Below are 26186 nucleotides of genomic sequence, written 5' to 3'. Positions count from 1 at the left end.
TTCTCGGCTCAGGCTTTTCCGAAGAAGCGCCGCCCGAACAGAAGAACCGCCAGGGCCAGGACCAGCCAGCCCAGAATGAAGGCGCTGCCCCCGGTCGGGGCCGTCATGGCGAAGGAGAGCGGGCCGCTGGTTGTCGTGGCGTAGAGTGTTCCGCTGAAGAGCAGGATTCCGGCCACGAACAGCCACCCCGACAGGCGCAGCGCCAAGCGCGCCGGGCCATCGGCGGTGCGCAGCAGAGCGACCAGGGCGACCAGGGCCAGGGCGTGCCACATCTGGTATTGCCCGGCGAGCCGGAACAGCTCCTGCCCCCGCGGGTCGTCGGCGAGCCCATGGCTGGCATAAGCGCCGGCCCCCACCGCAACCGCACCGTTCAGGGCCGCGAAGGCCACCCAGAGCCGATCAACCAATCCCATAGGTCCTCTCCACGCTGGCGTTCCCGCATTCCGCCGATTGCGGGCGGCGGGAAAAGTTCGATCTCGTAACCAACTGGCCCACCCTTTGCTTAGCATGGGCAGGCCGGCCATCCTACCCCCTCGGGAAACCGGGAGTCTGTGGCGGTCCGGCGCAAATTGATTTGCAAAATGCCAAAGGCTCGTCGTGAACCACAACATTCTGCACCGGCAGCCGCAAGACACCCGCCACATCGAACCGGCGCCGCACAGCGCGCCGGTCTCGCTGACCGCGTCATCATCGCCCACGGAAGATCGGCTGATCGCCTGGGCGATGGCGCGCGGCGGGCGTCTGCTGGTGGTGGACGACAGCCCGACCAACCGGCTGCTGACCGCGGCGCTGATGCGAAAGGTCGGCTTCACCGTGGACACCGCGGACGGCGGAGCGGAGGCCATCGCCTCCGTCACCATGGCGGAAACGCCCTACGACGCCGTGCTGATGGATGTCGCCATGCCGGACGTGGACGGGATCGCCGCGACGCTGGCCATCCGGGCGATGACCGGTCCCCGCGCCATGGTGCCGATCATCGCGGTCACCGCCCACGGCTTCGCCGAGGACCGCGACCGCTGCGTGTTCGCCGGCATGAACGATTACGTGCCCAAGCCGGTCCGCCGCCCCGAGTTGCTGGCCGCCCTGAAGCGTTGGCTGGAGCCCGGGATGCCGGAGGGCGAGACCGTCAGAAGGACGAGCCCGGCTCCTTGAGAAACTCCGCCTCCTCCGGCGTCGTCTCGCGGCCGAGGACGGCGTTGCGGTGGGGAAAACGGCCGAAGCGCGCGATGACCGCGCGGTGGCGTTCGGCGTAATCCACGACCTCCGGATCGCTCACCCGTTCCCGGAACAGGGCGCAGGACAGATCCTGACAGTCCATGTCCTCCTGATGCTCGAACGGCAGATAGAGGAAGATCCGCTCATCCTCGCTGCATTCGAGGTCATAGCCCTGCTCGACCACATGGCGGGCCACCGCCAGCGCCTTGCCGTCGGTCGCGAAGGCCCGCGGCGAACCGCGGAAGACGTTGCGCGGCACCTGATCCAGCAGGACGCAGAGCGCCAGACAGCCGTCCACATCCTCCAGCCAATGATCGTACCGCCCCGCCGCCGCAGCCTCGTGATGGGGAAGCAGCGTGTCGCGCACCGTCCGGTCGAAGCTGTCGGACTGGCGGAACCAGTAGGGCTTCATCGCCTCGTCGAACCAGAAATCCACGATCTCGTCGATCAGCCTGTCGGTCATCTGCACCACCTTCGCCTGGGAATGGGGTCGTCGGTAAAGAAATCCTCGGCCATAAAAGAACAGGGCGCCCGAAGGCGCCCTGTCCAGTCTCGATCATCCACACCGGGCCGTCGATGCGGCTCAGTGCAGGGTGCTCCACAGCTTGCGCTTGGTGGCGTACATCAGGCCGGCCAGCACGATCAGGAACAGGATCACCTTCACGCCCATCTGCTTGCGCGCATCCATGTGCGGCTCGGCGATGAAGGTCAGGAAGGTGCTGATGTCGTGGGCCTGCTGCTGCACCGTCGCCGGGGTGCCGTCGGCGTAGGTCACGCCGTCCGGCATCAGGATGTTGGGCATGCCCACCTGATGGCCCGGGAAGTACTTGTTGTAGTTCATGCCCGGCATCAGGGTCACGCCTTCCGGCGGGTTCTCCTCGAAGCCGGTCAGGAACGCGTAGAGATAGTCCTCGCCGCCGACGCGGGCCTTCGCCATCAGCGACAGGTCCGGCGGCAGGGCGCCGTTGTTGGCGGCCCGGGCGGCGTTGTCGTTGGGGAACGGCGACGGGAAGCGGTCGGCCGGGATGCCCGGACGCATGAACATCTCGCCCGCGTCGTTCGGACCGGCCTGGACCTCATAGCCGGCGGCGATCGCCTTCAACTCGTCCTCGTTGAAGCCGATGCCCGCAAGCGTGCGGATCGGGACCAGCTTGGCCGAGTGGCAGGTCGCGCAGACTTCCTTGAAGATCTGGAAGCCGCGCTGCGCCGAGGCCTTGTCGATGGTCCCGAACACGCCGCTGTGCGACCACTCCTGCTTGGGAATGTGCACCGCTTCCGACGCCTGCGCGGCGCCGGCCAGGCCCAGGGCGACGGCCGCGGAGAGGATGGCAGACTTCAGAGAGCGCATTATGCCTTCTCCATGGGCTTGGCGTGGGCGCCGGCGGCAACGCGGCCACCGCCCTTCAGAACCGGTTCGCAGATGCTGGCGGGAAGCGGCAGCGGCCGCTCCAGCTTGCCCAGCAGCGGCAGCAGGATCAGGAAGTGGAAGAAGTAGTAGGCCGTGCCGATGCGGGCGACCAGCAGCCACACGCCTTCCGCGGGCATCGCGCCGGCGTAGCCGAGGACCAGGGCGTCGATGGCGAGGATCCAGAAGAACTGGCGGTAGATCGGACGGAACTTGCAACTGCGCACCTTGGAGGTGTCGAGCCACGGCAGGGCCGCCAGCACCGCGATGGCGCCGAACATGGCGAGCACGCCGCCCAGCTTGTCCGGGATCGCGCGCAGGATCGCGTAGAACGGCAGGAAGTACCATTCCGGAACGATGTGCGCCGGGGTGACCAGCGGGTTGGCCGGGATGTAGTTGTCCGGGTGGCCGAGGTAGTTCGGGGCGAAGAAGACGAAGCCCGCGTAGAAGATCAGGAACACGACGACCGCGAAGCCGTCCTTGACCGTGACGTACGGGTTGAACGGCACGGTGTCCTGCGGGCCCTTGGCGTCGATGCCCAGCGGGTTGTTGGAGCCGGAGACGTGCAGGGCGGCGGTGTGCAGGACGACCAGGCCGAGCAGCACGAACGGCAGCAGGAAGTGCAGCGCGAAGAAGCGGTTCAGCGTCGGGTTGTCGACCGAGAAGCCGCCCCACAGCCAGGTCACGATCGGGTCGCCGACCAGCGGGAAGGCCGAGAACAGGTTCGTGATAACGGTGGCGCCCCAGAAGCTCATCTGGCCCCACGGCAGCACGTAGCCCATGAAGGCGGTCGCCATCATGGCCAGCAGGATCAGCACGCCGAGGATCCACAGGATCTCGCGCGGCGCCTTGTAGGAGCCGTAGTAGAGGCCGCGGAACATGTGGATGTAGACGGCGATGAAGAACATCGACGCGCCGTTGGCGTGGACGTAGCGCAGCAGCCAGCCGTAGTTGACGTCGCGCATGATGCGCTCGACCGAATCGAAGGCGATGGTCGTGTGCGCGGCATACTGCATCGCCAGCACGAGGCCGGTGGCGATCATGATGACCAGCATGATGCCGGCGATGGCACCGAACGCCCACAGATAGTTGACGTTCCGGGGCATCGGATACTGGTTGTACTCATGGTCCAGCATCGTGAAGATCGGCAGGCGGCTGTCGATCCACTTCACGACGGGATTCTTGAACTGGGGGGCGTGAGCCTGAGCCATCTTGGGGTCTCCAGAACCTTAAGGGCCGCTTAGCCGAGCCGGACCGCGGTGTCGCTCGTGAAAGCGTACTGCGGAACGACGAGGTTGGCCGGGGCGGGACCCTTGCGGATGCGCCCTGCGGTGTCGTAGTGCGAGCCGTGGCACGGGCAGAACCAGCCGTCGTAGTCGCCGCGCGGATCGGTCGGCTTCTGCCCCAGGGGCACGCAGCCCAAGTGCGTACAGATGCCGACGACGATCAGCCATTCCGGCTTCTTGACGCGGGCGTCGTCGGCGGCCGGGTCGCGCAGGTCGCCGAGGTTGACGGTGCGGGCCTCCTCGATCTCCTTTGCCGTGCGGTGGCGGACGAAGACCGGCTTGCCGCGCCAGGTGACGGTGATCGCCTGGCCTTCCTGGACCGGGGCCAGATCCACGTCGATCGAAGCCAGCGCGAGGGTGTCGGCGGCCGGGTTCATGCTGTCGATGAACGGCCAGACGGCCGACGCGACACCAACGGCACCCACGGCCCCGGTGGCGAGGTAGAGAAAATCACGGCGGGAAGCCCCCTCGCCGCCGGGGGCCGCGTGGCCACCCGTCCCGGGCGGATGCGTGGTCTGAGCCATAAGCGTTAATCTCCTCAAGGCATACGCGGCGCGCCGAAGCGCCCTATGACACGTGGACCAGTGTTTATCACGACTTGACGGGCATGTCCGCTCACTGGGTGGGTGGGTGCGCGCCGCGTCGACCGGGGTTGTATCTCCCGGGTATCCGGGGTGCGGTATACAGTCGCGGCAACGCCTTGAAAAGGTTTTGTCATCGGGACAACTTGTCGCGCTTTGCAGTGCACCATTAGACATCGCTGAACCAAAAGGGAATTTCATGCGCCTCGTTCTCTTCGAACCGGACATCCCCCAGAACGCCGGGACTCTGATGCGTCTGGCGGCGGGACTCGGGGTGCCCCTGGACCTGATCGAGCCCTGCGGCTTCGTGCTGGACGACCGCAAGCTGCGGCGGGCCGGCATGGACTACATCGACCAGCTTTCCCTGGTTCGGCACAGCTCCTGGGCGGCCTACCGGGCGCTGCCGCAGGGCGGGCGGCTGGTGCTGCTGACCACCCGCGGCGCCGTTCCCTACACGGAGTTCGCCTTCGCGCCGGACGACCGGATCATGGTCGGGCGCGAGAGCGCCGGGGTGCCCGACGCGGTGCACGAGGCCGCCGACGCCCGGCTGGTCATCCCCCTGATGCCGCCCGCCCGATCGCTGAATGTTGCGCTGAGTGCCGCGATGGTGTTGGGTGAAGCCCTGCGGCAGACGGCCGCATTGCCGAGACCCTCGCCCCTTCCTTTGCCCTGACCGACGCCGGACGCCCGCCCATGACCACCTCCTCCACCGACGCCATGGACATCAGAACCGGCCGGCAGGCTCAGGCCAGCGCCTGGTTCGCCGAACTGCGCGACCGCATCTGCGCCGAGTTCGAACGGATCGAGGACGAACTGACCGGCACCCATGCCGACCTGCCGCCGGGCCGCTTCGAGCGCAAGCCATGGCAGCGCCCCGACCATGGCGGCGGCGAGGGCGGCGGCGGCGTGATGTCGGTGATGCGCGGCCGCGTGTTCGAGAAGGTGGGGGTCAACGTCTCCACGGTGCACGGCACCTTCAGCCCGGAGTTCCGCGCCAACATTCCCGGCGCCGCGGAGGACGGGCGGTTCTGGGCGTCGGGCATCAGCCTCGTCGCGCACATGCGCTCGCCCCTGGTGCCGGCCACCCATATGAACACCCGCCACATCGTGACCAGCATCGGCTGGTTCGGCGGCGGCGCCGACCTGACCCCGATGGTGCCCGACGAACAGGACACCGCCGACTTCCACGCCGCCTTCCGCAACGCCTGCGACCGCCACGACCCGACCTGCTACGCGCACTACAAGGAGTGGTGCGACCGCTACTTCTTCCTGCCGCACCGCGGCGAGGCGCGCGGCGTCGGCGGCATCTTCTACGACAACCTGGATTCCGGGAACTGGGAGGCCGACTTCGCCTTCACCCGCGACGTCGGGCTGGCCTTCCTGGAGGTCTTCCCCGCCCTGGTCCGCCGCCACATGAACCGGCCCTGGACCCCGGAGCAGCGCGAGCACCAGCTGATCCGCCGCGGCCGCTACGTCGAGTTCAACCTGCTCTACGACCGCGGAACGACCTTCGGCCTGAAGACCGGCGGCAACACCGAGGCCATCCTGATGAGCATGCCGCCCGAGGTGAAGTGGCCGTAGCCCTCAGGACCCCCTCTCCCGCCCCGGGAGAGGGAGGGGCCCGCCGCAAGGCGGCGGGAGGGTGAGGGTACCATCGAGGATCAGTCGCTCCATCCTTGGGCGACCCTCACCCGCCCGCTGCGCGGGCACCCTCTCCCGGGACGGGAGAGGGAGTGTTCAAGCGCCGTCCCGCCTCCGCCAGGCACTCGTCCCGTCCCGGCCGGAAGTCCTCGGCAATCCACCACGCCTCGACCTGCTTCAGCAGCGCGCCCACCGCCGGGCCGCGCGGCATCCCCATGGCCAGCAGGTCGCGCCCGGCGATGGGAAGGACCAGGGACGGCAGATCGTCCGCGGTCGCCAGCGCCGCCTTCACCGCGCCGAGCGCCACCGGGCCCGGGGCATCCACCGCCGCCAGCATCATGAGGTCGCGGTACAGCCCGGCGTCGCCCAGCCGGTAGAGCGCCTGCCGCCGCTTCACCGGCCCGTCGGAGGGAGCCACGGCCATCGGTGGCTCGGTCAGGGCGGCGAGGCGGTCGCGGTCGGCGTTGGACAGGCGCAGGGTTTGCGCCACGGCCAGCGCCCCCGCCCGGTCGGTGTCCAGCACGGCGGCGAAGCGGCGCACCGCGTCGGGCGGCTCGTCCAAATCGTGTTCCAGCCGGACCAGACCGTCCAGCCGGGCCGTGCGCACCGCATCCGGCAGCAGATGCGCCATCACGCCGAGCCGGATCATCAACGCCCAGGCCGACGCCGGGTCGGGCGCCGCCAGCAGGCGGGACAGTTCGCCCCGCACCCGCTCTCCCGACAGGGTGGGCAGGCGGGGGGCCATCTCCGCGCAGGCGGCCAGCGCCGCCGCGTCCGGCGCGCCGCGCCCGTAATGGGCGTGGAAGCGGAAGAAGCGCAGCAGGCGCAGCACGTCCTCCTCGATGCGCTGGCGCGGGTCGCCGACGAAGCGCACCCGCCCGGCGGCCATGTCCGCCAGCCCGCCGAAGGGGTCGTAGACGCAGCCGTCCAGCGTGCAGCTCAGCGCGTTCATGGTCAGATCGCGCCGGGCGGCGTCCTCCCGCCAGTCGTCGGTGAACTCCACGCGGGCGTGGCGACCGAAGGTCTCGACGTCGCGGCGCAGCGTGGTGATCTCGTAATGGGCCTTCTTCCCCACCACGGCGGTGATGGTGCCGTGCTCGATCCCGGTGGGGATGGCGCCGATGCCCGCGGCCTTCAGCAATTCCATCACCCGCTCCGGCGGAGCGTGGGTGGCGATGTCGATGTCCTTGACCTTGCGGCCCAGCCACGCGTCGCGCACGCAGCCGCCGACGAAGCGGGCGTCCGCCCCTCCCGCGGCCAGGGCGTCGAACACGGCGCGCGTCTCGGGCGCGGTCATCCAGGGCTGGGGAGCGATGCGGGCGTTGACGGTCATGGCCGCAGGCTAGCCCGCAAGACGCTCAATTGCCAGATGGCCCGCTACCAGAGGCCCCGCCGCCGACCACCCGCCCGTCTTCGAGGTGGGCCGGCGTGTAGGGCGTGTGCGGCGCCACCCCGCTGGTCAGGGCAACGGAGCCCAGAGTCACCGCCATCGCCGCCACCCCGGCGAAGACCAGCCAGGGCCAGGGAGCCGTCGCCCACCACGGCGCCGGGACATGCGCCTCCTCCGCCTCGCGGCGGCGCCGCTCGACCACCAGCACGTACAGGGCGTAACCGACGGTCGGCAGGACCAGCGGCAGGATGACCGTCAGGAAGATCCGCAGCACCGCGCCCCGCCTTACGGTGTGCTGCCGGCGGGCGCGTCGCCCAGGCGATCGCTCCCCAGGCAGTCGCCCCCCAAGCCCTCGGCGCGCAGGACATCGCAGAGATTCACCAGCATCCCCGCCGTCGCCCCCCAAATGAAGCGCTGCTGGTAGGGGAAGGCGTAGAAATAGCGCTGGGCGCCTTGGAACTCGCGGCTGTGGCGCTGCGGGTTGGTCGGGTCGAGGATGGCGGCCAGCGGCACTTCGAACACCTCCGCCACCTCGGTCGGGTCGGGTGTCATCTGGAAGGGCGGGCGCACCAGCCCGACCACCGGGATCACTCGAAAGCCGGTGCGCGTCACGTAGGTGTCGAGCCGCCCCAGCACCTCGATGCGGTCGCGCGCCAGCCCGATCTCCTCCTCGGTCTCGCGCAGGGCGGTGTCTTCCGGGTCGCGATCGTCGCTCTCCATCCGACCGCCGGGAAAGCTGATCTGCCCGGCATGGGCGGTCAGGTTGGCGGTCCGCTGGGTGAAGATGACCGTCAACTCCTCCGGACGGTCGACCAGCGGCACCAGGACGGCGGCCTCCCGCAGCTTGCCCTGTGAGGGCTCGAAACCGGGATTCAGATCGTGGTCGCCGCGCACCTTCATGGGGCGCAGGCCGGCGGCGGCGCTTCCCGGAAAGCGCTTGCGGATCTCGTCGAGACTCACTCGCCAGGCAGCCTGCCCAGCGCGAAGAAGACCTTCTTGCTCCATACCCCCACCTCAGCCTCACCATCATGGCCGCGCGTGTCGGCCCGGTCCACCATTTCGTAGTAGACCGGCCGGAGAATTCGCGCTTCGAGCCCGTTTCTTATGAGGATATAGGGCGTCGGTTCGCCATTTTCAGGATTGTGGATGACCCTGATCGGATGATCCGGTCCGCATTCGACCCATTCGTCTAAATTTGTACGGAAAGACAGGGCCTGTTCGTCTCCACTTCCGCTTACGGCCATTTCCACGGCGACGAACGGCGTGTCCTCGACCACGATCCGCCCGCGCTCGACCGGAGTGACCAGCCAGAAGTCGCCCGCCTCGTCCCGCCGCAGGACGGTGGCGAACAGCTTGACCAGTTCGATCCGCCGGATCGGGTCGCCCTCGTGGAACCAGGTGCCATCGCGGGCGATGCGGATGTCGAACCGCTGCTCCCTTGCGGTCAGGGGCAAGCTTTCGACGTTTTCCCCACCTGAGAGCGTTTCAATTGGGCGCTTGTCATTCGCCCCGTCATTGCCGACTTTCATCGCTAGCCTTCTCGTCTTTAATTGGGCCTGAGGGGCGCAGAGGGAACTGGCCGCGCAACGTAATTTCGCCATACTCGTCACATAGGTCCAGACTGGCGGATTTGCCACGATGGCCGTTTCGACCCCAGCGGTCATGATTGAGTGGTCATGAGTGCCCACCAGAGTGCCCACCAGAGTGCATGGTCTTAAACGGGAGCAGAGACGTGAGCGCAACCGACGCCGTCAATCCGGGGGCCAATCCGGGCCAGAACTTTCCCGCCGGCGAGAACCCGCACCAGCTCATGGCGGAGATCGAGGCGCTGGGCGGCCGGCTGACCCACGTCCGCGACCGCATCGGCCGGATCATCTTCGGCCAGCAGGAGGTCATCGACCTCACGCTGATCACGCTCCTGGCCGGCGGCCATGTGCTGCTGATCGGCGTGCCGGGCCTCGCCAAGACGCGACTGGTCGAGACGCTGGGCACCGTGCTGGGTCTCGCGGAGAAGCGCATCCAGTGCACGCCCGACCTGATGCCCGCCGACATCCTGGGGTCGGAGGTGCTTGAGGAAAACGAGCAGGGCCGCCGCTCCTTCCGCTTCATTCCGGGGCCGGTGTTCAGCCAGCTCCTGATGGCCGACGAGATCAACCGCGCCAGCCCGCGCACCCAGTCCGCCCTGCTCCAGGCGATGCAGGAGCGGCGCGTGTCGGTCGCCGGCCACTACCACGCCCTGCCCCAGCCCTTCCATGTGCTGGCCACCCAGAACCCGCTGGAGCAGGAAGGCACCTACCCGCTGCCGGAAGCCCAGCTCGACCGCTTCCTGATGCAGATCGATGTCGATTACCCGGACCGCGACGCCGAGCGGCGGATGATGATCGCCACCACCGGCTCGGCGGACGAGCAGGCGGTGACGGTGCTCTCCCCCGCCGACCTCCAGGTCGCGCAGCGCCTGGTCCGCCGCGTGCCGGTCAGCGAAGGGGTGGTGGACGGCATCCTCGACCTCGTGCGGCGGGGCCGTCCGGAGGCGACCGACCTGCCGGAGGTGCAGCGCCACGTCGCCTGGGGTCCCGGCCCGCGCGCCAGCCAGGCGCTGATGCTCGCCGCCCGCGCCCGCGCGGTGCTGGACGGGCGGCTGGCGCCGTCGCTCGACGACGTGGTGGCCCTGGCGAAGCCCGTGCTGCGCCACCGCATGGCGCTGAACTTCGCGGCGCGGGCGGACGGGATCACGCTGGACGACATCATCAACCGCCTCTGCGCCCCGCTGTCGTAAGGACCCGCCGATGGCCTCCCCCACCCTCGGCGCCACCACCCTGCGGGCGCAGCAGCGCGCGGAGGGACTGGCCGCCACCCTGCCGCCGCTTCTGGTCGCGGCGGAGCGCGTCGCCTCCACGGTGGCGCAGGGCGTGCACGGACGGCGCCGCGTCGGGCTGGGCGAGACCTTCTGGCAGTTCCGCCGCTACCAGCCCGGCGACTCGCCGCAGATGATCGACTGGCGGCAGTCCGGCAAGACCCAGCCCGTCTATGTGCGCGAGAACGAGTGGGAGGCCGCCCAGACCGTCTGGCTGTGGCGCGACCGCTCACCCTCCATGGACTACCGCTCGGTCAACGGCCTGCCGACCAAGCGCGAGCGCGCCGACCTGCTGACCCTCGCCACCGCGGTCCTGCTGGTGCGCGGCGGCGAGCGGGTGGGGCTGCTGAACTCCGGCCAGCGCCCGGACCATGGCAAGTTCGCCCTGAACCGCATGGCCGGCCAGATGACCGACCCGCGCAACGCCCATTCCCCCGACGCGCTGCCGCAGCCCGAACCGCTGCCCCGCCACGCCCAGGTGGTTCTGGTCGGCGACCTGCTGTCGCCGCTGCCGGAGATTCACGCCACCGTGTCGGCGCTCACCGGACGCGGCGTGCGCGGCCATCTGCTGCAGATCCTCGACCCGGCGGAGGAGACCCTGCCCTACGAGGGCCGCGTCGAGTTCGAAGGCTTCGAAGGCGAGGAGGAACTGCTGGTGCCCCGCGTGGAGGCGGTGCGCGAAACCTACCTGGAGCGGCTGCGCGCCCACCAGGACGGCTTGGACGCGCTCGCCCGCACCGCCGGCTGGACCTACGCCGTCCACCGCACCGACCGGCCGCCCCAGACCGCCCTGCTCGGGCTGTGGGGCGCCCTGGCGCGCGAGGCGGTTTAGGTGGGGCGGCGCGTTGCCCCCACCCTTCCCATGCTGCGCATGGGCCCCTTCCCCCCCCCGCTTCGCAGGAGAGGGAGGATAGTCCCCTCCCCTGCGAAGCGGGGGAGGGTTAGGGAGGGGGCAAAGCCCTCGGCCTCTATTCCCCATCCTCCAACAGCGTAGACGCCGATGCTGGGTTTCGGACCGATCGCCTTTGCCGTTCCGTGGGTGCTGGCCGCCCTGGCCGTCCTGCCGGTGCTGTGGTGGCTGCTGCGCGTCACGCCGCCGGCCCCGCGGGTGGTGCGCTTTCCCGCCATCCGGCTGCTGCGCGATCTGACGGCGCGGGAGGAGACTCCCGCCCGCACTCCGCTGTGGCTGTTGATCCTGCGCCTGATCGTCGCCGCGCTGCTGATCCTGGCGCTGGCCGGGCCGCTGCTGAATCCGCGCGCCGCCCTGCCGGGCAGCGGGCCGCTGCTGCTTCTGGTCGACAACGGCTGGGCGTCGGGCCGCGACTGGACGAGCCGCCGCGCCGCCATGGAGGAGCTGGTGTCCCAGGCGGAGCGGCAGAACCGCCCGGTCGTCCTGCTGCCGACCGCCCGGCCCGCCGGGGGCGAGGCGGTGAAGGCCAGCCCGCCCCTGCCCGCCTCGGAAGCCCGCCGCCTGATCCAGGCGCTGGAGCCGCACCCCTGGCCGACCGACCGCGCCGGTGCGCTGGAGGCGGTGCGCGGTCTCGCCGCGCGCGGCTCCGCCCACACCGTCTGGATGTCGGACGGCATCGGCGACCGCACCGCCCGCGGCCTCGCCGAGACGCTGCAGCGCATGGGCTCCCTGGAAATCCTCGACGATTCCGCGGAAAAGCCGCCCCACCTGCTGCTTCCCCCCTCGTCGGAGGGCGCCGGTCTGTCCGCCCGCGTGGTGCGCGCCGACGCCTCGCGTCCGGAAAGCGTCACCGTGCGCCTGTCCGGCGCCGACGGCCGCCTGCTGACCCGCCAGCCCGTCGCCTTCGACGCCGGGCAGCTCACGCGCGAGGTGCGCTTCGAGGTGCCGGCGGAGCTGCGCAACGACGCGGCCAGCCTGCGCGTGGAGAACGACACCACCGCCGGGGCGACCGTCCTGCTCGACGAGCGCTGGCGTCGCCGCCCGGTCGGGCTGGCCTCGGGCCGCGCCAACGGCGAGAACCAGCCGCTGCTGTCCGACCTGCACTATCTGGAACGGGCGCTGGCCCCCTACAACGAGGTGCGCCGCGGCGAGCCGGACGAGCTTCTGAAGCGCGACCTCGCCGTGCTGGTGCTGTCGGACATCGGCGCCCTGACCGGGCAGGAGGCCCAGACCATCGAGGACTGGGTGCGCAAGGGTGGTGTGCTGCTGCGCTTCGCCGGGCCGCGGCTGGCCCAGAATCCCGACCGTCTGGTGCCGGTGCGCCTGCGGCTGGGCGACCGCGCCCTGGGCGGCGCCCTGTCCTGGTCGGAGCCGGCGAAGCTCCAGCCCTTCGACGGCCGCAGTCCCTTCGTCGGCCTGCACATCCCCGACGACGTGGCTGTCTCGCGGCAGGTGCTGGCCGAACCGGCGCTGGACCTCGCCGACCGCACCTGGGCGCGGCTCCAGGACGGCACCCCCCTGGTCACCTCGGAAAAGCGCGGAGACGGCTACATCGTGCTCGTCCACACCACCGCCAGCCCGGAATGGTCCAACCTGCCGATGTCCGGCCTGTTCGTCGACATGCTGCGCCGTCTGGTGACGCTGAGCGGGGGCGTCGCCGGGGGCGCCCATGGTGGCACGCTGGAGCCGCTGGAGGTGCTGGACGGCTTCGGCCGGCTGGTGCCGCCGCCGGCCGCCGCCTTCCCCATCGCCGGGGACGCCGGTGCCGACGTGCTCGGCCCGCGCCACCCGCCGGGCTTCTACGGCACCGAGGAGTCCCGCCGCGCCCTGAACCTGACCGCCACGCTGACGCGGATCGAGCCTCTGGGCGCCATGCCCGGCGGGGTCGCCCGCGGCCCCTATGGCACGCGGGGCGAGGTGGCGCTGAAGCCGGCGCTGCTCGGCATCGCCCTGTCGCTCGCCATGATCGACCTGCTGATCGCCCTCATGCTGCGCGGCCTGCTCGGCGGCTGGCGTTTCGGTGGCAAGGGAGGTGGCAAGCGCCGCCGCGCCGGGGCCGCCGCCGCGGTCCTGCTGACGCTGGGCGCGGCGCTCCCCATGGCCGCGGCGCCCTGGACCCCCGCCCGCGCCGACGACGCGCAATCGACCAAGGTGACGGCGGAAACCTACCTCGCCTATGTGCGCACCGGGGACGGCACGGTGGACGACACCTCACGCGCCGGGCTGGAAAGCCTCGTGGACGTGCTGACCCGCCGCACCGCGGTTGAGGCCGCCGGGGCGGTGGGCGTCGATCCGGAAAGCGACGAGCTGGCCTTCTACCCCCTGCTCTACTGGCCGGTGTCCGGCGGCCAGCGCGCGCTGAGCGACCACGCCCGCGCCCGGCTGAACGAGTACATGCGCAGCGGCGGCACCATCCTGTTCGATACGCGCGACCAGTCGGCGGGCGCCGTTGGGGGCAACCAGGCGCTCCAGGGCATGGTGCAGGGACTGGACATCCCGCCGCTGGCCCTGGTGCCGCCCGACCATGTGCTGACCAAGTCCTTCTACCTGCTGAACGATTTCCCCGGCCGATACAACGGCGGCAATCTGTGGATCGAGGCGCGCGAGGGCCGTGCCAACGACGGCGTGTCCCCCGTGCTGATCGGCGGCAACGACTGGGCCGCCGCCTGGGCGGCGAACCGCAACGGCCAGCCCCTGTACGCGGTCGTCCCCGGCGGGGAGCGGCAACGCGAGATGGCCTACCGCTTCGGCGTCAACCTCGTCATGTACGCGCTGACCGGCAACTACAAGGCCGATCAGGTCCATGTGCCCGCGATCCTTGAGAGGCTCGGCCAGTGACCCTGCTTGACGGAACCTCCATCGCTCTGGCGCCGCTGCTGCCCTGGGTCTTCCTGGTGCCGCTGTTCGTGGCGGCGCTGGCGATCCTGGCCCTGGCCGTCTTCCGCCGGGCGCGCGGCGTCTGGCTGCGCGCCCTGGCGGTGGCGGTGCTGGCGCTGGCGCTGATCAACCCGTCGCTGGTGCAGGAGAAGCGGGAGCCGATCAAGGACGTGGCCGTCGTCGTGCTCGACGCCTCGCCCAGCCAGAACATCGGCGACCGCCGCGCCCGCGCCGAGGCCGAGCTGGAGCGCCTGACCGAGCGGCTGAAGACCTTCGACGACCTGGAGCTGCGGGTGGTCCGCGCCGGCGACGCGGAGTCCGGCGCCTCCGCCATCAACGAGACGCACCTGTTCGACGCGCTGAACCGCGCCATGGCTGACGTGCCGCGCCGCCGCATGGCCGGGGCGGTGCTGATCACCGACGGGCAGGTCCACGACGTTCCGGAGAACCTCGCCCGGCTGGCCGAGATCGGCCCGCTGCACACGCTGCTGACCGGCAACCGCGACGAGGGCGACCGCCGTCTGGCCATCGTCCAGGCCCCGGCCTACGGCCTCGTCGGCAAACCGGTGGAACTGACCATCCGGGTGGACGACATGCCGCGCCGCCAATCGGCCGATGCGGCGGTGACTCTGCGTCAGGACGGCGGGCCGCCGCGCACCATCCGCGTACCGGTGGGCCAGGACTTCCACATGGAGCTGCCGGTCAACCACGGCGGCCAGAACGTGCTGGAGATGGAGGTCGAGGCGGCGCGGCAGGAGCTGACGCTCGCCAACAACCGCACCGCCGTGGTGGTGAACGGTGTGCGCGACCGCCTGCGCGTCCTGCTGGTGTCCGGCGAGCCGCACGCGGGCGAGCGGACGTGGCGCAACCTGCTGAAGGCCGATCCGTCGGTCGACCTCGTCCACTTCACCATCCTGCGCCCGCCGGAGAAGCAGGACGGCACGCCAATCCGCGAGCTGTCGCTGATCGCCTTCCCGATCCGCGAGCTGTTCGAGATCAAGCTGGACGAGTTCGACCTGATCATCTTCGACCGCTATCGCCGGCGCGGCGTGCTGCCGCAGATGTATCTGGAGAACATCGCCGAGTACGTCCAGAAGGGCGGCGCTCTGCTGGAGGCGTCCGGCCAGGGCTACGCCACGCCGCTGTCGCTGTTCCGCACCCCGCTGGGCCAGGTGATGCCGGCGGAGCCGACCGGCCAAGCCATCGACCGCCCCTTCAAGCCGACCGTGACGGAGGTCGGCCGCCGCCACCCGGTGACCGCCGGCCTGCCCGGCGACCACCCGGACGGCGAGCCGAGCTGGGGCCGCTGGTTCCATCAGGTGGAGGTCGTGCCGGGCAATGGCGCGGTGGTGATGAACGGGGCCGACGACCGCCCGCTGCTGATTCTCGACCGCGTCGGCAAGGGCCGGGTGGCGCAACTGGCGTCCGACCAGATGTGGTTGTGGAGCCGCGGCTTCGAGGGTGGCGGCCCCCAGGCCGAGCTTCTGCGCCGCCTCGCCCACTGGCTGATGAAGGAGCCGGAGCTGGAGGAGAACGACCTGCGCGCCCATGTGGACGGCAACCGCATCACGGTGGAGCGCCGCTCCCTGGAGCCCGACCCGCGCAGCATCACCCTCACCACGCCCTCCGACGAGACCCGGACGCTGGAGATGACCGAGGATCGCACGGGCCGCGCCAGCGCCACCGTGGTCGCCGGCGAGCCGGGCATCTACCGCATCACCGACGGCGAGCGCACGGCCCTGGCCGTGGTGGGCGCCGTCAACCCGCCGGAACTGGCCGACGTGCGCTCCACCGGCGACCGCCTGTCGGGCGTCGCCGAGGAGACCGGCGGCGGCGTGCATTGGATTTCCGACACCGAGGGCGACGTGCGCCCCGGCATCGACGTGCGCCGCACCCGCCCCGACCGGGCGCAGAGCGGCGACGACTGGATCGGCCTTCGCGCCAACGGCGATTTCACGGTGACGGGCGTGTCGGAGGTGCCGTTGCTGCCGGTGGCCGCGGTGCTGGCGCTGGCGCTGGGGGCCCTGTTGATGGCGTGGCGTCGCGAGGGGCGGTAAGGGTCAACGAAGCTGTTGCAATCGGGTCGGGTTTCCGATTATGGTCCCGACCCTTCCGGCGCGGATTGCGCCGTTCGGTTGGGGCGTCGCCAAGCGGTAAGGCAGCGGTTTTTGGTACCGCCATTCCCAGGTTCGAATCCTGGCGCCCCAGCCACCTTAACCAACTGATTTTGTTTTCTTTTTTTGAGTTGGTTGGGGTCCTTTTTCGTGCGCACCAGACTGTGCACAGAAGGTAATAGAACCCCCTCGGAATTCTCACTTTCCAATTCTGTACGGAAATTTCTTGTGCACACCCTGTGCACACGGGGAAGCCCGGTTTCGGGTTATCTGGGCCTGAGGGGCGACGTTGAGCGAATCAAGCGCCCAGCTGCGCTGCAGCCGAATCTTCCCCCTCCGCCAGCGGCGACGTTCACGATCCGGCCCAAGCCAGCCAACCGGTTCCGATGCGAATTGATCAGCTTGCGCACGATGCGGATATCCTGAAGTCCGAGTTGGACCGCAAGCCGCTGGTCGGTTCAGGTTGCGTGACCGGTCTGCGACGCATGGTCCGGCACCGGGTTGGGAGCGACCAAAAGCCCCAGGCACCAGCCAAGGTAGAAGCGAATATCCTCGTAGAACGCCTCCGGCGTGTAAAGCTGCAAGCCTGGGCTGTCGATCATTGCGGAGCCCGCCTGAATTCCCCAGGCCAGCAGCATCCAGCTCCCTGCCACCCACGCCGTGAGCTGCGCCAACGCCGGAATGGTGCTCGCATCCCATTGGCGAAGCACGATTCTGCTGCCAAGCAACGCGATCAGAAAGCCCGGCACGGCGCTCGTCATCACGATCGGCCACCCCCACCCATAGAAGTGGCCGATGATGACAATCCAGACGCACGCGAAGCCCGTCGCCGGTAGAGCAAGCCGGCGAGACGTCCCCACGGCGAACCAGGCGGCCGTGATCGCTGCTGGAATGGAAGCCCACTCGCAGGCGCTGTCGATCGCTCTTGCCAAACTGGCTCGCTTGGCTTCGTCACCTGCGTGCTCAGCACCGAGATAGGCAATCATCGCTTCGTGGATGCACACGACGACAATCCCAAAGACCAGCGACACCAGAACGCCAAGCAGCATTCCACCGGATGGCGCGTGCGCCAAACGCCACCGCCCGGCCTTGAGCCGTTCCACCAGCGGTTCCACGAAAAAGGCAAAGAGCGTGCCGATGAACAGCGCGGAAAACAGCTCCGCGGCGCCAAAATGGCCGCGCATCAGCAAGAACCCTTGCCAAAGGAGCTCTGGGGCGAAGGCACAAACCGAAACCCACAGCGTGTAGACCGCATAGGCCAAAGCACGAGTGAATGGCACGGACTGCCTCCCTCATCAAACGGCGAGGCCGAGGTGATGCTGGTTCCCGTACGGTCTCGCCAGCCGCAAACACTCACTATGCGGATGGTGCCAAACTCACCAAGGGAGCCGTGCGCCGGCAGAAATCGGTCAGGTTGGGCTGTGCCGCGACAAACGCGCGCAACGGCGTGTCGATCTCGTACCGGTAAATGTTGGGCAGGAAGCCCATCAGCGCCGTGTCGATGCTGTGTGGAGTGGCGCCGAACAGGAAAGGCCGGTCCGCCAAGGTGCCCGCGATGACGTCCAGGTCAGTGAGACCGCGGTTGTAGATCTGGTCGGTATCGTAACGGCCGATGCCCTGGAAATGGTAGCGTTTCAGGTTGTACTGCCGTGCCGCCTCAAGCAATGCCTCGGTGATGTCTGGATGCGTGTTGAGCAACCGGTCCCGAAACAAGGGCCAGAACCGTACATCGGACCACCGTGAGTAGGACATTACCCAATACAAGTCGTCGAGTGTGCGCCGGATCATATGATCAATGCGTCGTTCGGCCTCACTGAGGTCATCGTCGATCGGCAGGCGGTGTTGTCGGATCAGGTGCGCGATGATGAGATCGCTGTCTCCGACCACAGTGCTGCCATCCAGGATATACGGCAATTGCCCGCGGGGGGCGTCATGGGCGTCGATGACATGCTCTTGCCGATAGGACAGTCCACACAGGCGCAGAAACGCCACAACCTTGAGGCCGTAGGGGTTGTTGTCCGCCAAGCCATAAAGGTGGGGGTAGGTGTACAGCGTGATCATAGCCGGCTCCGTCCGCTTGCAGCCCGGCTGGGGCTTCGATCCGGTACCAAAGGAGATCGGCCACGACGACATGCCCTTCGGCCCGCCGTTCAGCTTGGCATGGAGGGGAACTGTTGGATATCCGATCATCGGAACAGGGGGCGGCACTGGCCGGTGCGAAATGAGGAGCAACCAGACGTGTGGCCGATGCGACGCCCGGCGCTGAGGCGGGGCGAATCCGAGCCCAAGAGGGTCGCCTGTAAGAGCGGCTTCTGCAATTGAACCGGTAGCCGCCCCGCTGTGTCATTGTGGCGCCGCGGCATGGTCCTCTGCGATTTATGTGAAGTTCATCACATGTTTTTCGGCTCGGACTCCGCGACGCTTCACACATAAGAGTGCAACCTGTCGCGCAATGGTCCTGCCATGTCATCGAAGAAGCTCAGAAACATCTATGTCGCCGGAAAGCGCACCAGCATGCGGCTGGAGGCCGCCTTCTGGGAGGGGCTGGAGGAAATCGCGCAGAGAGAAAGCCTGACCGTGGGCGAACTGTGCAATCGCCTCGCCGAGCGGGTGGAGGCTGTGGATGCCAGCAACCTGTCCAGCGCCGTACGGGTCTACGTACTGGAATACTTTAGGGAGGCCACGCCAAAACCGCAGGAATTCTCCTACACCCCCCTGGCCATGGCGGCGGAGTAACAGGGGCATTCCTGGCCGGCCTGGAGCGCGTAGCGCGCCCGGATGGCGCCTGGGTCCACCCGATGTTGCCCAGGCGCACGGTCACGGTGCTGACGCCGTGTCCCGAGGGCTTCTATGCGCCAACCGTCTATCTGGAGCCGTCGGTCTCGATGCGCTCCTCGATGGTCGGCTTGTCCGTCCCGTTTGCCCGCAGGAGAACCGATTCTCCGGACGCCGGGTAGACGCCGGTCAGCGCGGTCACAACCACCTGATGCGTCACCAGCACGACCGGCGCACCATCGGCCGGCAGTCCCGCCAGAAAGCGGCGCAACGAGGCCATCTGCGCATCCTGCTCCTCACGCCGCTCGAAGAAGGAGTTGAGCACCGGAAGTTCCCGCACCGCCCCGACCTCAAGAAGCCGCGCCGTTTCCAGGCATCGACACCATTGGCTTGAATAGACCATGGCCTCGACAACCGCGAGACTGCGCAGCCGATCACCGACCCGCCGGGCCTGCTCGCGGCCGTTCGCGTCGAGGTTGCGCTGGGTCGCACAGTCGCGGAGTTGAAAATTCGGCGGGTCGCCGACTCCCGGCGCCTCCGCGTGCCTCATGAGGATGATCAGTCCCCTTGGATCGGCCTTGCCAGGATCAGCGCCCGAACCCACCGAAGCGGAACACGCGATCAAAACGGCACTGGCCATGTGGGCAAGCGACCGGCGGCGGAACAGCTTCGGCATTGGACCATCGCGGCTGATGGTAAACTGATGACGTCAATATTGGTCGAGCGAGCCGAAAGCCCAGGCCGCCATGCGGCGCGCCACCCTGAAACCAGACGGCTTCGCCGTGTCTCGCATCCGAGACGCCCCACCCGCGGAGCGGCTCTCTACGACACGCTCGCCGACAGGGCCCGCGACAGCGCGGCATGGCTGGCGTAGCCGACGTCGCGAGCCGCCTGCTTCAGCGTCGCCCCCTCGCGCAGCCGGGCTCTCGCCAACTGAAGGCGCCAGTTCCGCAGATAGAGGCCCGGCGTCATGCCCACCACCCCGGCGAAGGTTTCCGCGAAGACACTGCGCGACATGCCGGCCTCGTCCGCCATGCGTTCCAGGGTCCAGGCCGCCGACGGTTGCTCATGCAGCCGGACCAGCGCGCGGGACAGCGCGGGATGGGCCAATCCGGCCAGCAATCCCGTGCGGCCGTCCGCCCGTTCAATGGCATGGCGCAGCACATGGACGATCGCGACCTCCGCCAGCCGATCCAGGACGACCTGACGGCCGCAGCCCTGCCCCGCCGCTTCGCCGAACAGCAACTCCAACACCGCGGCCAGGGGCTGCGCCTGATCGAGCGGAACAACCATGACGTCGGGCAGTCCATGCTCCAACGGGTTGCGCAGGCCACCAAGGTCGATGTCGGCGCAGACGAGATCGACCGTGTCCGCATCGCCGCGTTCATCGAGGTGGGTGGTGAGGTGGTGACGGTGTGCCCGTGGCAGGAGGATGGCTGCAGGCCCGATCACGTCGATGAGTTGCCCATGACCGCTCTCCAGACCGAGACGGCCGCCCCGCAGCAGGTGAAGATGACCACCGGCGCGCTCACCCAGCACGGCGCCCGTCCCGCAGAAGCCGCCGGCGTGGAACACCCGCGCGGTGATGCGCACACGCTGCAAGGCGGCAGCCAAACGGTCCGGCTGGTTCATGGCGGGCTTCTCGGACGATCTGCAAAAAAACCCGGACGATCTATTGCTGATCGTACGGCTATTCTCCGCCCATGTCGAGGCGGCATCGGGTCGCCTCACCGAATTGGAAAGACAGCCCCCATGGCCCGCATCATTCCCGTCGACCGCAGCAACCCGCCCGCCGCCGTCGCCCCGCAACTCGCCGCCATCAAGGCGAAGATCGGCAAGGTGCCGAACGTGCTGGCCACCCTGGCGCAGTCCCCCGCGGCGCTCGGCAGCTATCTCGCCGTCACCGGCGCCCTGGCCGGAGGCGCCTTGTCCGCCAAGGATCGGGAGCGCATCGCGCTGGCGGTCGCGCAGGCGAACGGCTGTGACTACTGCCTTTCCGCCCACAGCCTGAGCGGCAAAGCCGTCGGGCTGAGCGAGACGGAGGTGCTGGCGGCGCGCGCCGGCCAACCGGAGGACCCGCGCTCGAACGCCATCGTGACGCTGACCCGGTCCATCCTGGACAACCGTGGGCGCGTCCCGACGGTGGTGCTCGAGGCCGTTCGGACCGCCGGGCTGGACGACGCCATCATCCTGGAGGTGCTGGCCAACACCGTCGGCAGCATCCTGACCAACTACGCCAACAACCTGATCGAAACCGACCTCGACTTCCCCAAGGCGCCGGCCCTTCCGGCCTGACCTCGGCCCTGATCACGCATCAGAAGGCGCAACCGCGCGCCATGCCGCTGAACGCCTTCTGCGCCGAGACGATGAAAGATCTGGCGACCGACGCCCCGGAGGTGATCGTCGGGCCATCCGCGACAACCTGGGCGGCGAGCACACGCTGGTCCACGACGTCAACACAAGCCTCGCCGCCACCCCCATCCCTGTTTGATCCCGTCCGGGCTCGCCGATCAGCCTTTCCGTTCTCTTTTATAACGGGTGGCAGCCGCAGCTTTCGCGCGCTGTGGAACTCCGCCGATCCATGCAACCATCGATGTTCCTGAAGCGGGAGCGAAGGCGGCCATGATGGTGGTGGGGACAAGCAAAGCCGCATCCTGGATGAAGGCCGGTCCGGCGATGCTCCTTATCGCTATCGCGGCGGTCGGTGGCCTGGGAATGGCCGGCCCATCCGGCCGCCGCGCCCATGCCGCCGACACCGCCCAGAATCCCCAGTCCGCTCCGCCGCCGGTGACGGTCAGCCCGCCGCTGCGCAAGGAAATCGTCGAATGGGACGAGTTCACCGGCCAGTTCCAGGCGGTGGACTTTGTGGAAATCCGAGCGCGGGTCAGCGGCTATCTCGACTCCATCGCGTTCCAGGACGGCCAGCTCGTCAAACAGGGCGATCCGCTGTTCGTCATCGATCCGCGGCCGTTCGAGGCGGCCCTGGCCTCGGCGCGGGCCGAGCAGCAGCAGGCCGAAGCCAAGCTGGACCTGTCGAACCGCCAGCTCGCCCGCGCGTCGGAGCTGCGGCGCAGCGACAACGTCGCGGCCAGCGTGTTCGACGAGCGCCAGCAGCAGGTCCGCGTCGACGCCGCCGGGGTCGAGGTGGCGAAGGCCGCCGTCCGGACGGCGGAGCTGAACCTGAACTTCACCCGCATCGCCGCCCCGATCGCCGGCCGCATCAGCCGGCGCGAGGTCAGCGTCGGCAACCTCGTCGTCGGCGGGGACAGCGGCACGGCAACCCTGCTGACCACCATCGTCTCGCTCGATCCGATCTACTTCACCTTCGACATGAGCGAGTCCGACTATCTCGCCTACCAGCGGGCGGCGGCGCGCGGCGCGCTGAAATCGCAACGCGACGGCGGCGTCGAGGTCGAAGGCCGCCTGTTCGACGAGCAGAGCTGGCCCTTGAAGGGCACGCTGAACTTCATCGACAATCAGGTCAGCCCCGGCGCCGGCACCATCCGTGCCCGCGCCGTCTTTCCCAACCCGTCGCTGCTGCTGACGCCCGGCCAGTTCGGGCGGCTGCGCCTGCCGGGGTCCGACCGCTACACCGCCACGCTGATTCCCGATCAGGCCGTGGTCAGCGACCAGGCCAACAAGATCGTCCTGACGGTCGCCGACGACGGCACGGTGGTGCCGAAGCCCGTGCGCCTCGGCCCCATCGAGGACGGGTTGCGCGTCGTGCGCTCCGGGCTGGAGGAGACGGACAAGGTCATCATCAACGGCCTCGTCCGGGCCCGGCCGGGCGCCAAGGTGACCCCGCAAGCCGGACGGATCGAGCCGCCGAAACCGCCGGCCGGTTGAGCGGAGCCGGGACCATGAACATCTCGCACTTCTTCATCAACCGGCCGATCTTCGCGGCGGTCCTGTCCATCTTCATCACGCTGATCGGGGTCTTCGCCTATCTGACCCTGCCGGTCGCGCAATATCCGGAGATCGCACCGCCGACCATCGTGGTCAACGCGACCTATCCCGGCGCGTCGGCGCAGGTGGTCGCCGACACCGTGTCCGCTCCCATCGAGCAGGAGGTCAACGGCGTCGAGGACATGCTCTACATGGCCTCGCAGGCGACCAGCGACGGGCGCCTTCAGCTCACCATCACCTTCAAGCTGGGCACCGACCTGGACACCGCGCAGGTGCTGGTGCAGAATCGCCTCGCCGTGGCCGAGCCCCGCCTGCCGGAGGACGTGCGGCGCATCGGCGTGACCGTGCGCAAGAACTCGCCCGACATGCTGATGGTGATCCACCTGAACTCGCCGGACGGATCGCGCGACCAGCTCTACATGTCCAACTACGCGCTTCTGCAGATCAAGGACGTGCTGGCGCGCCTGGACGGGGTGGGCGACATCCAGGTGTTCGGCGCCCGCGACTACGCCATGCGCGTCTGGCTCGACCCCGACCGGGTGGCGGCGCGCGGCCTGACCGCGGGCGACGTGGTGCGGGCGATCCAGGCGCAGAACGTCCAGGTGTCGGGCGGCGTCATCAACCAGCCGCCGGTGCCGACCCCCGGCGCCTTCCAGCTCAACGTCGAGACGCTGGGCCGCCTGTCCGACCCCCGCGAGTTCGGCAACATCATCGTCAAGACCGAGGGCTCCGCGGTCACCCGCCTGCGCGACGTGGCGCGCGTCGAGCTGGGCGCGCAGGACTACAACCTCAACGCCTATCTGGACCGCCAGCAGGCGGTGCCGCTGGTCATCTTCCAACGGCCGGGCTCCAACGCGCTGGAGACCGCCGACCGCATCCTGGAGACCATGGCGGACCTGTCCAAGGGCTTTCCCAGCGGGATGCGCTACGACGTGGTCTACAACCCGACGGAGTTCATCGCGCAGTCGGTGGAGGAGGTCTACAAGACGATCTTCGAGGCGGTGGCGCTGGTCGTCGTCGTCGTCATCCTGTTCCTTCAGACGTGGCGCGCCTCCATCGTTCCGATCGCCGCGATCCCCGTCTCGCTGATCGGCACCTTCACGGTGCTGGCGGCGCTGGGCTATTCGCTGAACACGCTGTCGCTGTTCGGGCTGGTGCTGGCGATCGGCATCGTCGTGGACGACGCCATCGTCGTGGTGGAGAATGTGGAGCGCTTCATCCGCCAGGGCATGAAGCCCAAGGATGCCGCGCACGAGACGATGAACGAGGTCGGCGGCGCGCTGATCGCCATCGCCCTGGTGCTCACCGCCGTGTTCATCCCGGCCGCCCTGGTCAGCGGCATCTCCGGCCAGTTCTTCCGCCAGTTCGCGGTGACCATCGCGACCGCCACGGTGATCTCCTGCCTGGTGTCGCTGACCCTCAGCCCGGCGCTGTGCGCGCTGCTGTTCAAGCCGCACGAGGAGCACCCGCCCAAGCCGTCGCCGCTGACGCGCCCGGTCCACGCCTTCTTCCGCGGCTTCAACCGCGGCTTCGACCGGCTGTCCAACGGCTATGCCGGGCTGACCGGGCGGCTGGTGCGGCTGCCGGTGATCGTGCTGGCGGTCTACGGGGTGCTGCTCGCCCTGACGGCGTGGCAGTTCAGCCGGGCGCCGACCGGATTCATCCCGAACCAGGACCAGGGCTATCTCATCACGGTGGTGCAGTTGCCGCCCGGCTCGTCGCTGGCCCGCACGGACGAGGTGGTGCGCACCGCGGTCGACACGCTGCTGAAGACGCCGGGGGTGATCCACGCCGTGCCCTTCGCCGGCTTCGACGGCGCCACCTTCACCAACGCGCCGAACGCCGGGGCGATCTTCGTCACCCTTGCCCCCTTCGCGGACCGCATCCCGAAGGGCCAGACCGCGGAGTCCGTGCTGGGCGACCTGCGGACCCGGCTGGGCGCCATCGAGGACGCCTTCATCATCACCATCCCGCCGCCGCCGGTGCGCGGCATCGGCAATTCCGGCGGCTTCAAGATGATGGTCGAGGACAAGCGGGGCCGCGGCCTGCCCGCGCTGGAGGAGGCGGTGAACGAGCTGTCCGCCGCGGCGAACCGCATCCCGGGCCTCGTCGGCGTGTTCTCGCTGTTCAACACCAAGACGCCGAAGGTCTTCGCCGACATCGACCGCCAGCGCGCGGAAATGCTGGGCGTCACCGCCGATCAGGTGTTCGAGGCGCTGCAGATCTACGTCGGCTCCGCCTTCGTCAACGAGTTCAACCTGCTGGGCCGCACCTACCGGGTGACCGCGCAGGCCGACGGGCGGTTCCGCCAGACCCCGCGCGACATCGCCAACCTGAAGACCCGCAACGCGCAGGGCGACATGGTCCCGATCGGCGCGGTGGCGGAATTCCAGAACATCACCGGCCCTTACCGCGTCGCCCGCTACAACCTCTATCCGGCGGCGGAGCTTCAGGGGAACACGCTGCCCGGCTTCTCCACCGGCTACGCGCTGGCGGCGATGGAGAAGGCGGCGGCCGACACCCTGCCCGACGGCTTCGGCTTCGAATGGACCGAGCTGGCCTATCAGGAGAAGGCCGCGGGCAACACCGGCCTGCTGGTGTTCGGGCTGTCCGTCGTCTTCGTCTTCCTGGTGCTGGCGGCGCAGTACGAGAGCTGGGCGATGCCGCTGTCGGTCATCCTGATCGTGCCGATGTGCCTGCTGGCCTCGGTGACCGGCCTGCTGATGCGCGGGCTGGCGGTGGACATCCTGGCGCAGGTGGGGTTCGTCGTGCTGGTCGGGCTGGCCGCCAAGAACGCCATCCTCATCGTCGAGTTCGCCCGCCAGAACGAGCTGTTCGAGGGCAAGGACCGCTTCGAGGCCGCGGTCGCGGCGGCGCGCACCCGGCTTCGCCCGATCCTGATGACGTCCTTCGCCTTCATCCTGGGCGTCGTGCCGCTGATGATCGCGCAAGGGGCGGGGGCGGAGATGCGCCAGTCGCTGGGCACCGCGGTGTTCATGGGGATGCTGGGGGTCACCCTGTTCGGCCTGATCTTCACCCCGGTGTTCTACACGGTGATCCGCGGCCTGTTCAGCGGGCCGCTGGCCGTCAACCAGCATCCTTCCCCAAGCACGGAAGAGCAGCCTGTCCATCCCCATTCCGGAACGGACACCGCGCCGTCCGGAGGGTACCGTCGGGCCACCGAGGAGGCACCAGGAACATCCGCTCCCGAGCGGTGAGCTGCGCCGGACGG

At 68.9% G+C, this 26186-nt stretch carries 25 protein-coding genes and 1 tRNA gene; 12 read left to right on the top strand and 14 right to left on the bottom strand.

Features of this window, described 5'->3' with window-relative positions:
* Positions 1–8 precede the first annotated feature (8 nt).
* The gene (locus DS837_RS24235) at positions 9–413 is read right to left on the bottom strand and encodes a DUF423 domain-containing protein (protein WP_149167072.1); all 405 of its coding nucleotides are present in this window, start codon (positions 411–413) and stop codon (positions 9–11) included.
* 184 nt (positions 414–597) lie between these two features.
* Between DS837_RS24235 and DS837_RS24230 the strand changes: the two genes are divergently transcribed.
* Entirely contained in the window at positions 598–1152 is a 555-nt protein-coding gene (locus DS837_RS24230; protein WP_149167071.1) for a response regulator, read from the top strand.
* On the opposite strand, the gene DS837_RS24225 is transcribed toward DS837_RS24230, so the two are convergent.
* The 4 genes from DS837_RS24225 to petA all read right to left on the bottom strand — a co-directional run bounded on the left by DS837_RS24225 (position 1127) and on the right by petA (position 4430).
* Positions 1127–1678, bottom strand: coding sequence for a DUF924 family protein (locus tag DS837_RS24225; protein ID WP_149167070.1), 552 nt, complete (start codon positions 1676–1678; stop codon positions 1127–1129). The two genes, DS837_RS24230 and DS837_RS24225, sit on opposite strands and share 26 nt — an antisense overlap.
* A gap of 120 nt (positions 1679–1798) precedes the next feature.
* Positions 1799–2563 carry a cytochrome c1 gene (locus DS837_RS24220; protein WP_149167069.1) on the bottom strand — a complete coding sequence of 255 codons (765 nt, stop codon included), beginning with the start codon at positions 2561–2563 and terminating at the stop codon, positions 1799–1801.
* Positions 2563–3831 (bottom strand): cytochrome b, encoded by a 1269-nt coding sequence (locus tag DS837_RS24215; protein ID WP_149167068.1) that lies wholly within the window; start codon positions 3829–3831, stop codon positions 2563–2565. Before DS837_RS24215 ends, DS837_RS24220 begins: the two co-directional genes overlap by 1 nt.
* Before the next feature lie 29 nt (positions 3832–3860).
* Positions 3861–4430: a ubiquinol-cytochrome c reductase iron-sulfur subunit gene (petA, locus tag DS837_RS24210; protein ID WP_109469495.1), complete on the bottom strand. Its 570-nt coding sequence runs from the start codon at positions 4428–4430 to the stop codon at positions 3861–3863.
* A gap of 256 nt (positions 4431–4686) precedes the next feature.
* On the opposite strand from petA, the gene DS837_RS24205 reads away from it, so the two are divergent.
* Together DS837_RS24205 and hemF are read left to right on the top strand one after the other, a co-directional pair.
* Positions 4687–5160 (top strand): tRNA (cytidine(34)-2'-O)-methyltransferase, encoded by a 474-nt coding sequence (locus DS837_RS24205; protein ID WP_149167067.1) that lies wholly within the window; start codon positions 4687–4689, stop codon positions 5158–5160.
* A 20-nt stretch (positions 5161–5180) separates the two neighbouring features.
* Complete coding sequence (gene hemF, locus DS837_RS24200) at positions 5181–6068, top strand: oxygen-dependent coproporphyrinogen oxidase (protein WP_211102400.1); 888 nt, start codon at positions 5181–5183, stop codon at positions 6066–6068.
* Between the two features lie 106 nt (positions 6069–6174).
* Here the strand turns inward: hemF and DS837_RS24195 are convergent, their stop codons facing one another.
* The 4 genes from DS837_RS24195 to DS837_RS24180 are packed head-to-tail and all read right to left on the bottom strand — an operon-like array spanning position 6175 to position 9047.
* Positions 6175–7461, bottom strand: coding sequence for a CCA tRNA nucleotidyltransferase (locus DS837_RS24195; protein ID WP_149167066.1), 1287 nt, complete (start codon positions 7459–7461; stop codon positions 6175–6177).
* A 25-nt stretch (positions 7462–7486) separates the two neighbouring features.
* A complete protein-coding gene (locus DS837_RS24190) occupies positions 7487–7792 on the bottom strand; it encodes a DUF6111 family protein (RefSeq protein WP_149167065.1) in 306 nt (101 codons plus the stop codon).
* A gap of 11 nt (positions 7793–7803) precedes the next feature.
* Positions 7804–8478, bottom strand: a complete 675-nt coding sequence (locus DS837_RS24185; protein ID WP_247890103.1) for a CoA pyrophosphatase — start codon at positions 8476–8478, stop codon at positions 7804–7806.
* Entirely contained in the window at positions 8475–9047 is a 573-nt protein-coding gene (locus DS837_RS24180) for a DUF1285 domain-containing protein (protein ID WP_149167063.1), read from the bottom strand. Before DS837_RS24180 ends, DS837_RS24185 begins: the two co-directional genes overlap by 4 nt.
* 203 nt (positions 9048–9250) lie before the next feature.
* Between DS837_RS24180 and DS837_RS24175 the strand changes: the two genes are divergently transcribed.
* From DS837_RS24175 to DS837_RS24155, 5 genes are all read left to right on the top strand, one after another.
* Entirely contained in the window at positions 9251–10294 is a 1044-nt protein-coding gene (locus tag DS837_RS24175) for an AAA family ATPase (RefSeq protein WP_425599273.1), read from the top strand.
* 10 nt (positions 10295–10304) lie between these two features.
* On the top strand, positions 10305–11204 hold the full coding sequence (locus DS837_RS24170; RefSeq protein WP_094305375.1) for a DUF58 domain-containing protein: 900 nt from the start codon (positions 10305–10307) through the stop codon (positions 11202–11204).
* A gap of 168 nt (positions 11205–11372) precedes the next feature.
* The gene (locus DS837_RS24165; protein ID WP_149167062.1) at positions 11373–14120 is read left to right on the top strand and encodes a DUF4159 domain-containing protein; all 2748 of its coding nucleotides are present in this window, start codon (positions 11373–11375) and stop codon (positions 14118–14120) included.
* Positions 14117–16216 (top strand): glutamine amidotransferase, encoded by a 2100-nt coding sequence (locus tag DS837_RS24160; RefSeq protein WP_149167061.1) that lies wholly within the window; start codon positions 14117–14119, stop codon positions 16214–16216. The genes DS837_RS24165 and DS837_RS24160 overlap by 4 nt, the downstream gene beginning before the upstream one ends.
* A gap of 79 nt (positions 16217–16295) precedes the next feature.
* Positions 16296–16370: transfer RNA gene (locus DS837_RS24155), tRNA-Gln, on the top strand.
* A 361-nt stretch (positions 16371–16731) separates the two neighbouring features.
* Here DS837_RS24155 and DS837_RS24150 read toward each other — a convergent pair.
* Together DS837_RS24150 and DS837_RS24145 are read right to left on the bottom strand one after the other, a co-directional pair.
* Positions 16732–17553 carry a hypothetical protein gene (locus tag DS837_RS24150; RefSeq protein WP_149167060.1) on the bottom strand — a complete coding sequence of 274 codons (822 nt, stop codon included), beginning with the start codon at positions 17551–17553 and terminating at the stop codon, positions 16732–16734.
* Positions 17554–17629: 76 nt separating this feature from the next.
* Complete coding sequence (locus DS837_RS24145; protein WP_149167059.1) at positions 17630–18334, bottom strand: glutathione S-transferase family protein; 705 nt, start codon at positions 18332–18334, stop codon at positions 17630–17632.
* Positions 18335–18736: 402 nt separating this feature from the next.
* Here DS837_RS24145 and DS837_RS24140 point away from each other — a divergent pair, with 402 nt between their 5' ends.
* Complete coding sequence (locus tag DS837_RS24140) at positions 18737–19009, top strand: ribbon-helix-helix domain-containing protein (RefSeq protein ID WP_149167058.1); 273 nt, start codon at positions 18737–18739, stop codon at positions 19007–19009.
* A 127-nt stretch (positions 19010–19136) separates the two neighbouring features.
* Here DS837_RS24140 and DS837_RS24135 read toward each other — a convergent pair whose 3' ends face one another.
* On the bottom strand, positions 19137–19724 hold the full coding sequence (locus tag DS837_RS24135) for a histidine phosphatase family protein (RefSeq protein ID WP_149167057.1): 588 nt from the start codon (positions 19722–19724) through the stop codon (positions 19137–19139).
* A gap of 146 nt (positions 19725–19870) precedes the next feature.
* Entirely contained in the window at positions 19871–20680 is an 810-nt protein-coding gene (locus tag DS837_RS24130) for an AraC family transcriptional regulator (RefSeq protein ID WP_149167056.1), read from the bottom strand.
* Positions 20681–20800: 120 nt separating this feature from the next.
* On the opposite strand from DS837_RS24130, the gene DS837_RS24125 reads away from it, so the two are divergent.
* Complete coding sequence (locus DS837_RS24125) at positions 20801–21343, top strand: carboxymuconolactone decarboxylase family protein (RefSeq protein WP_149167055.1); 543 nt, start codon at positions 20801–20803, stop codon at positions 21341–21343.
* Between the two features lie 19 nt (positions 21344–21362).
* Here the strand turns inward: DS837_RS24125 and DS837_RS33145 are convergent, their stop codons facing one another.
* Positions 21363–21485, bottom strand: a complete 123-nt coding sequence (locus DS837_RS33145; RefSeq protein ID WP_282187585.1) for a hypothetical protein — start codon at positions 21483–21485, stop codon at positions 21363–21365.
* A gap of 278 nt (positions 21486–21763) precedes the next feature.
* Here DS837_RS33145 and DS837_RS24115 point away from each other — a divergent pair, with 278 nt between their 5' ends.
* Positions 21764–22894, top strand: coding sequence for an efflux RND transporter periplasmic adaptor subunit (locus tag DS837_RS24115; protein ID WP_247890102.1), 1131 nt, complete (start codon positions 21764–21766; stop codon positions 22892–22894).
* 14 nt (positions 22895–22908) lie between these two features.
* On the top strand, positions 22909–26172 hold the full coding sequence (locus DS837_RS24110; RefSeq protein ID WP_149167053.1) for an efflux RND transporter permease subunit: 3264 nt from the start codon (positions 22909–22911) through the stop codon (positions 26170–26172).
* Positions 26173–26186 lie beyond the last annotated feature (14 nt).

Origin of the sequence: Azospirillum brasilense, assembly GCF_008365405.1 — a bacterium.
Classification (GTDB): domain Bacteria; phylum Pseudomonadota; class Alphaproteobacteria; order Azospirillales; family Azospirillaceae; genus Azospirillum; species Azospirillum brasilense_D.
This window is presented reverse-complemented; position numbering and strand designations above follow the sequence as displayed.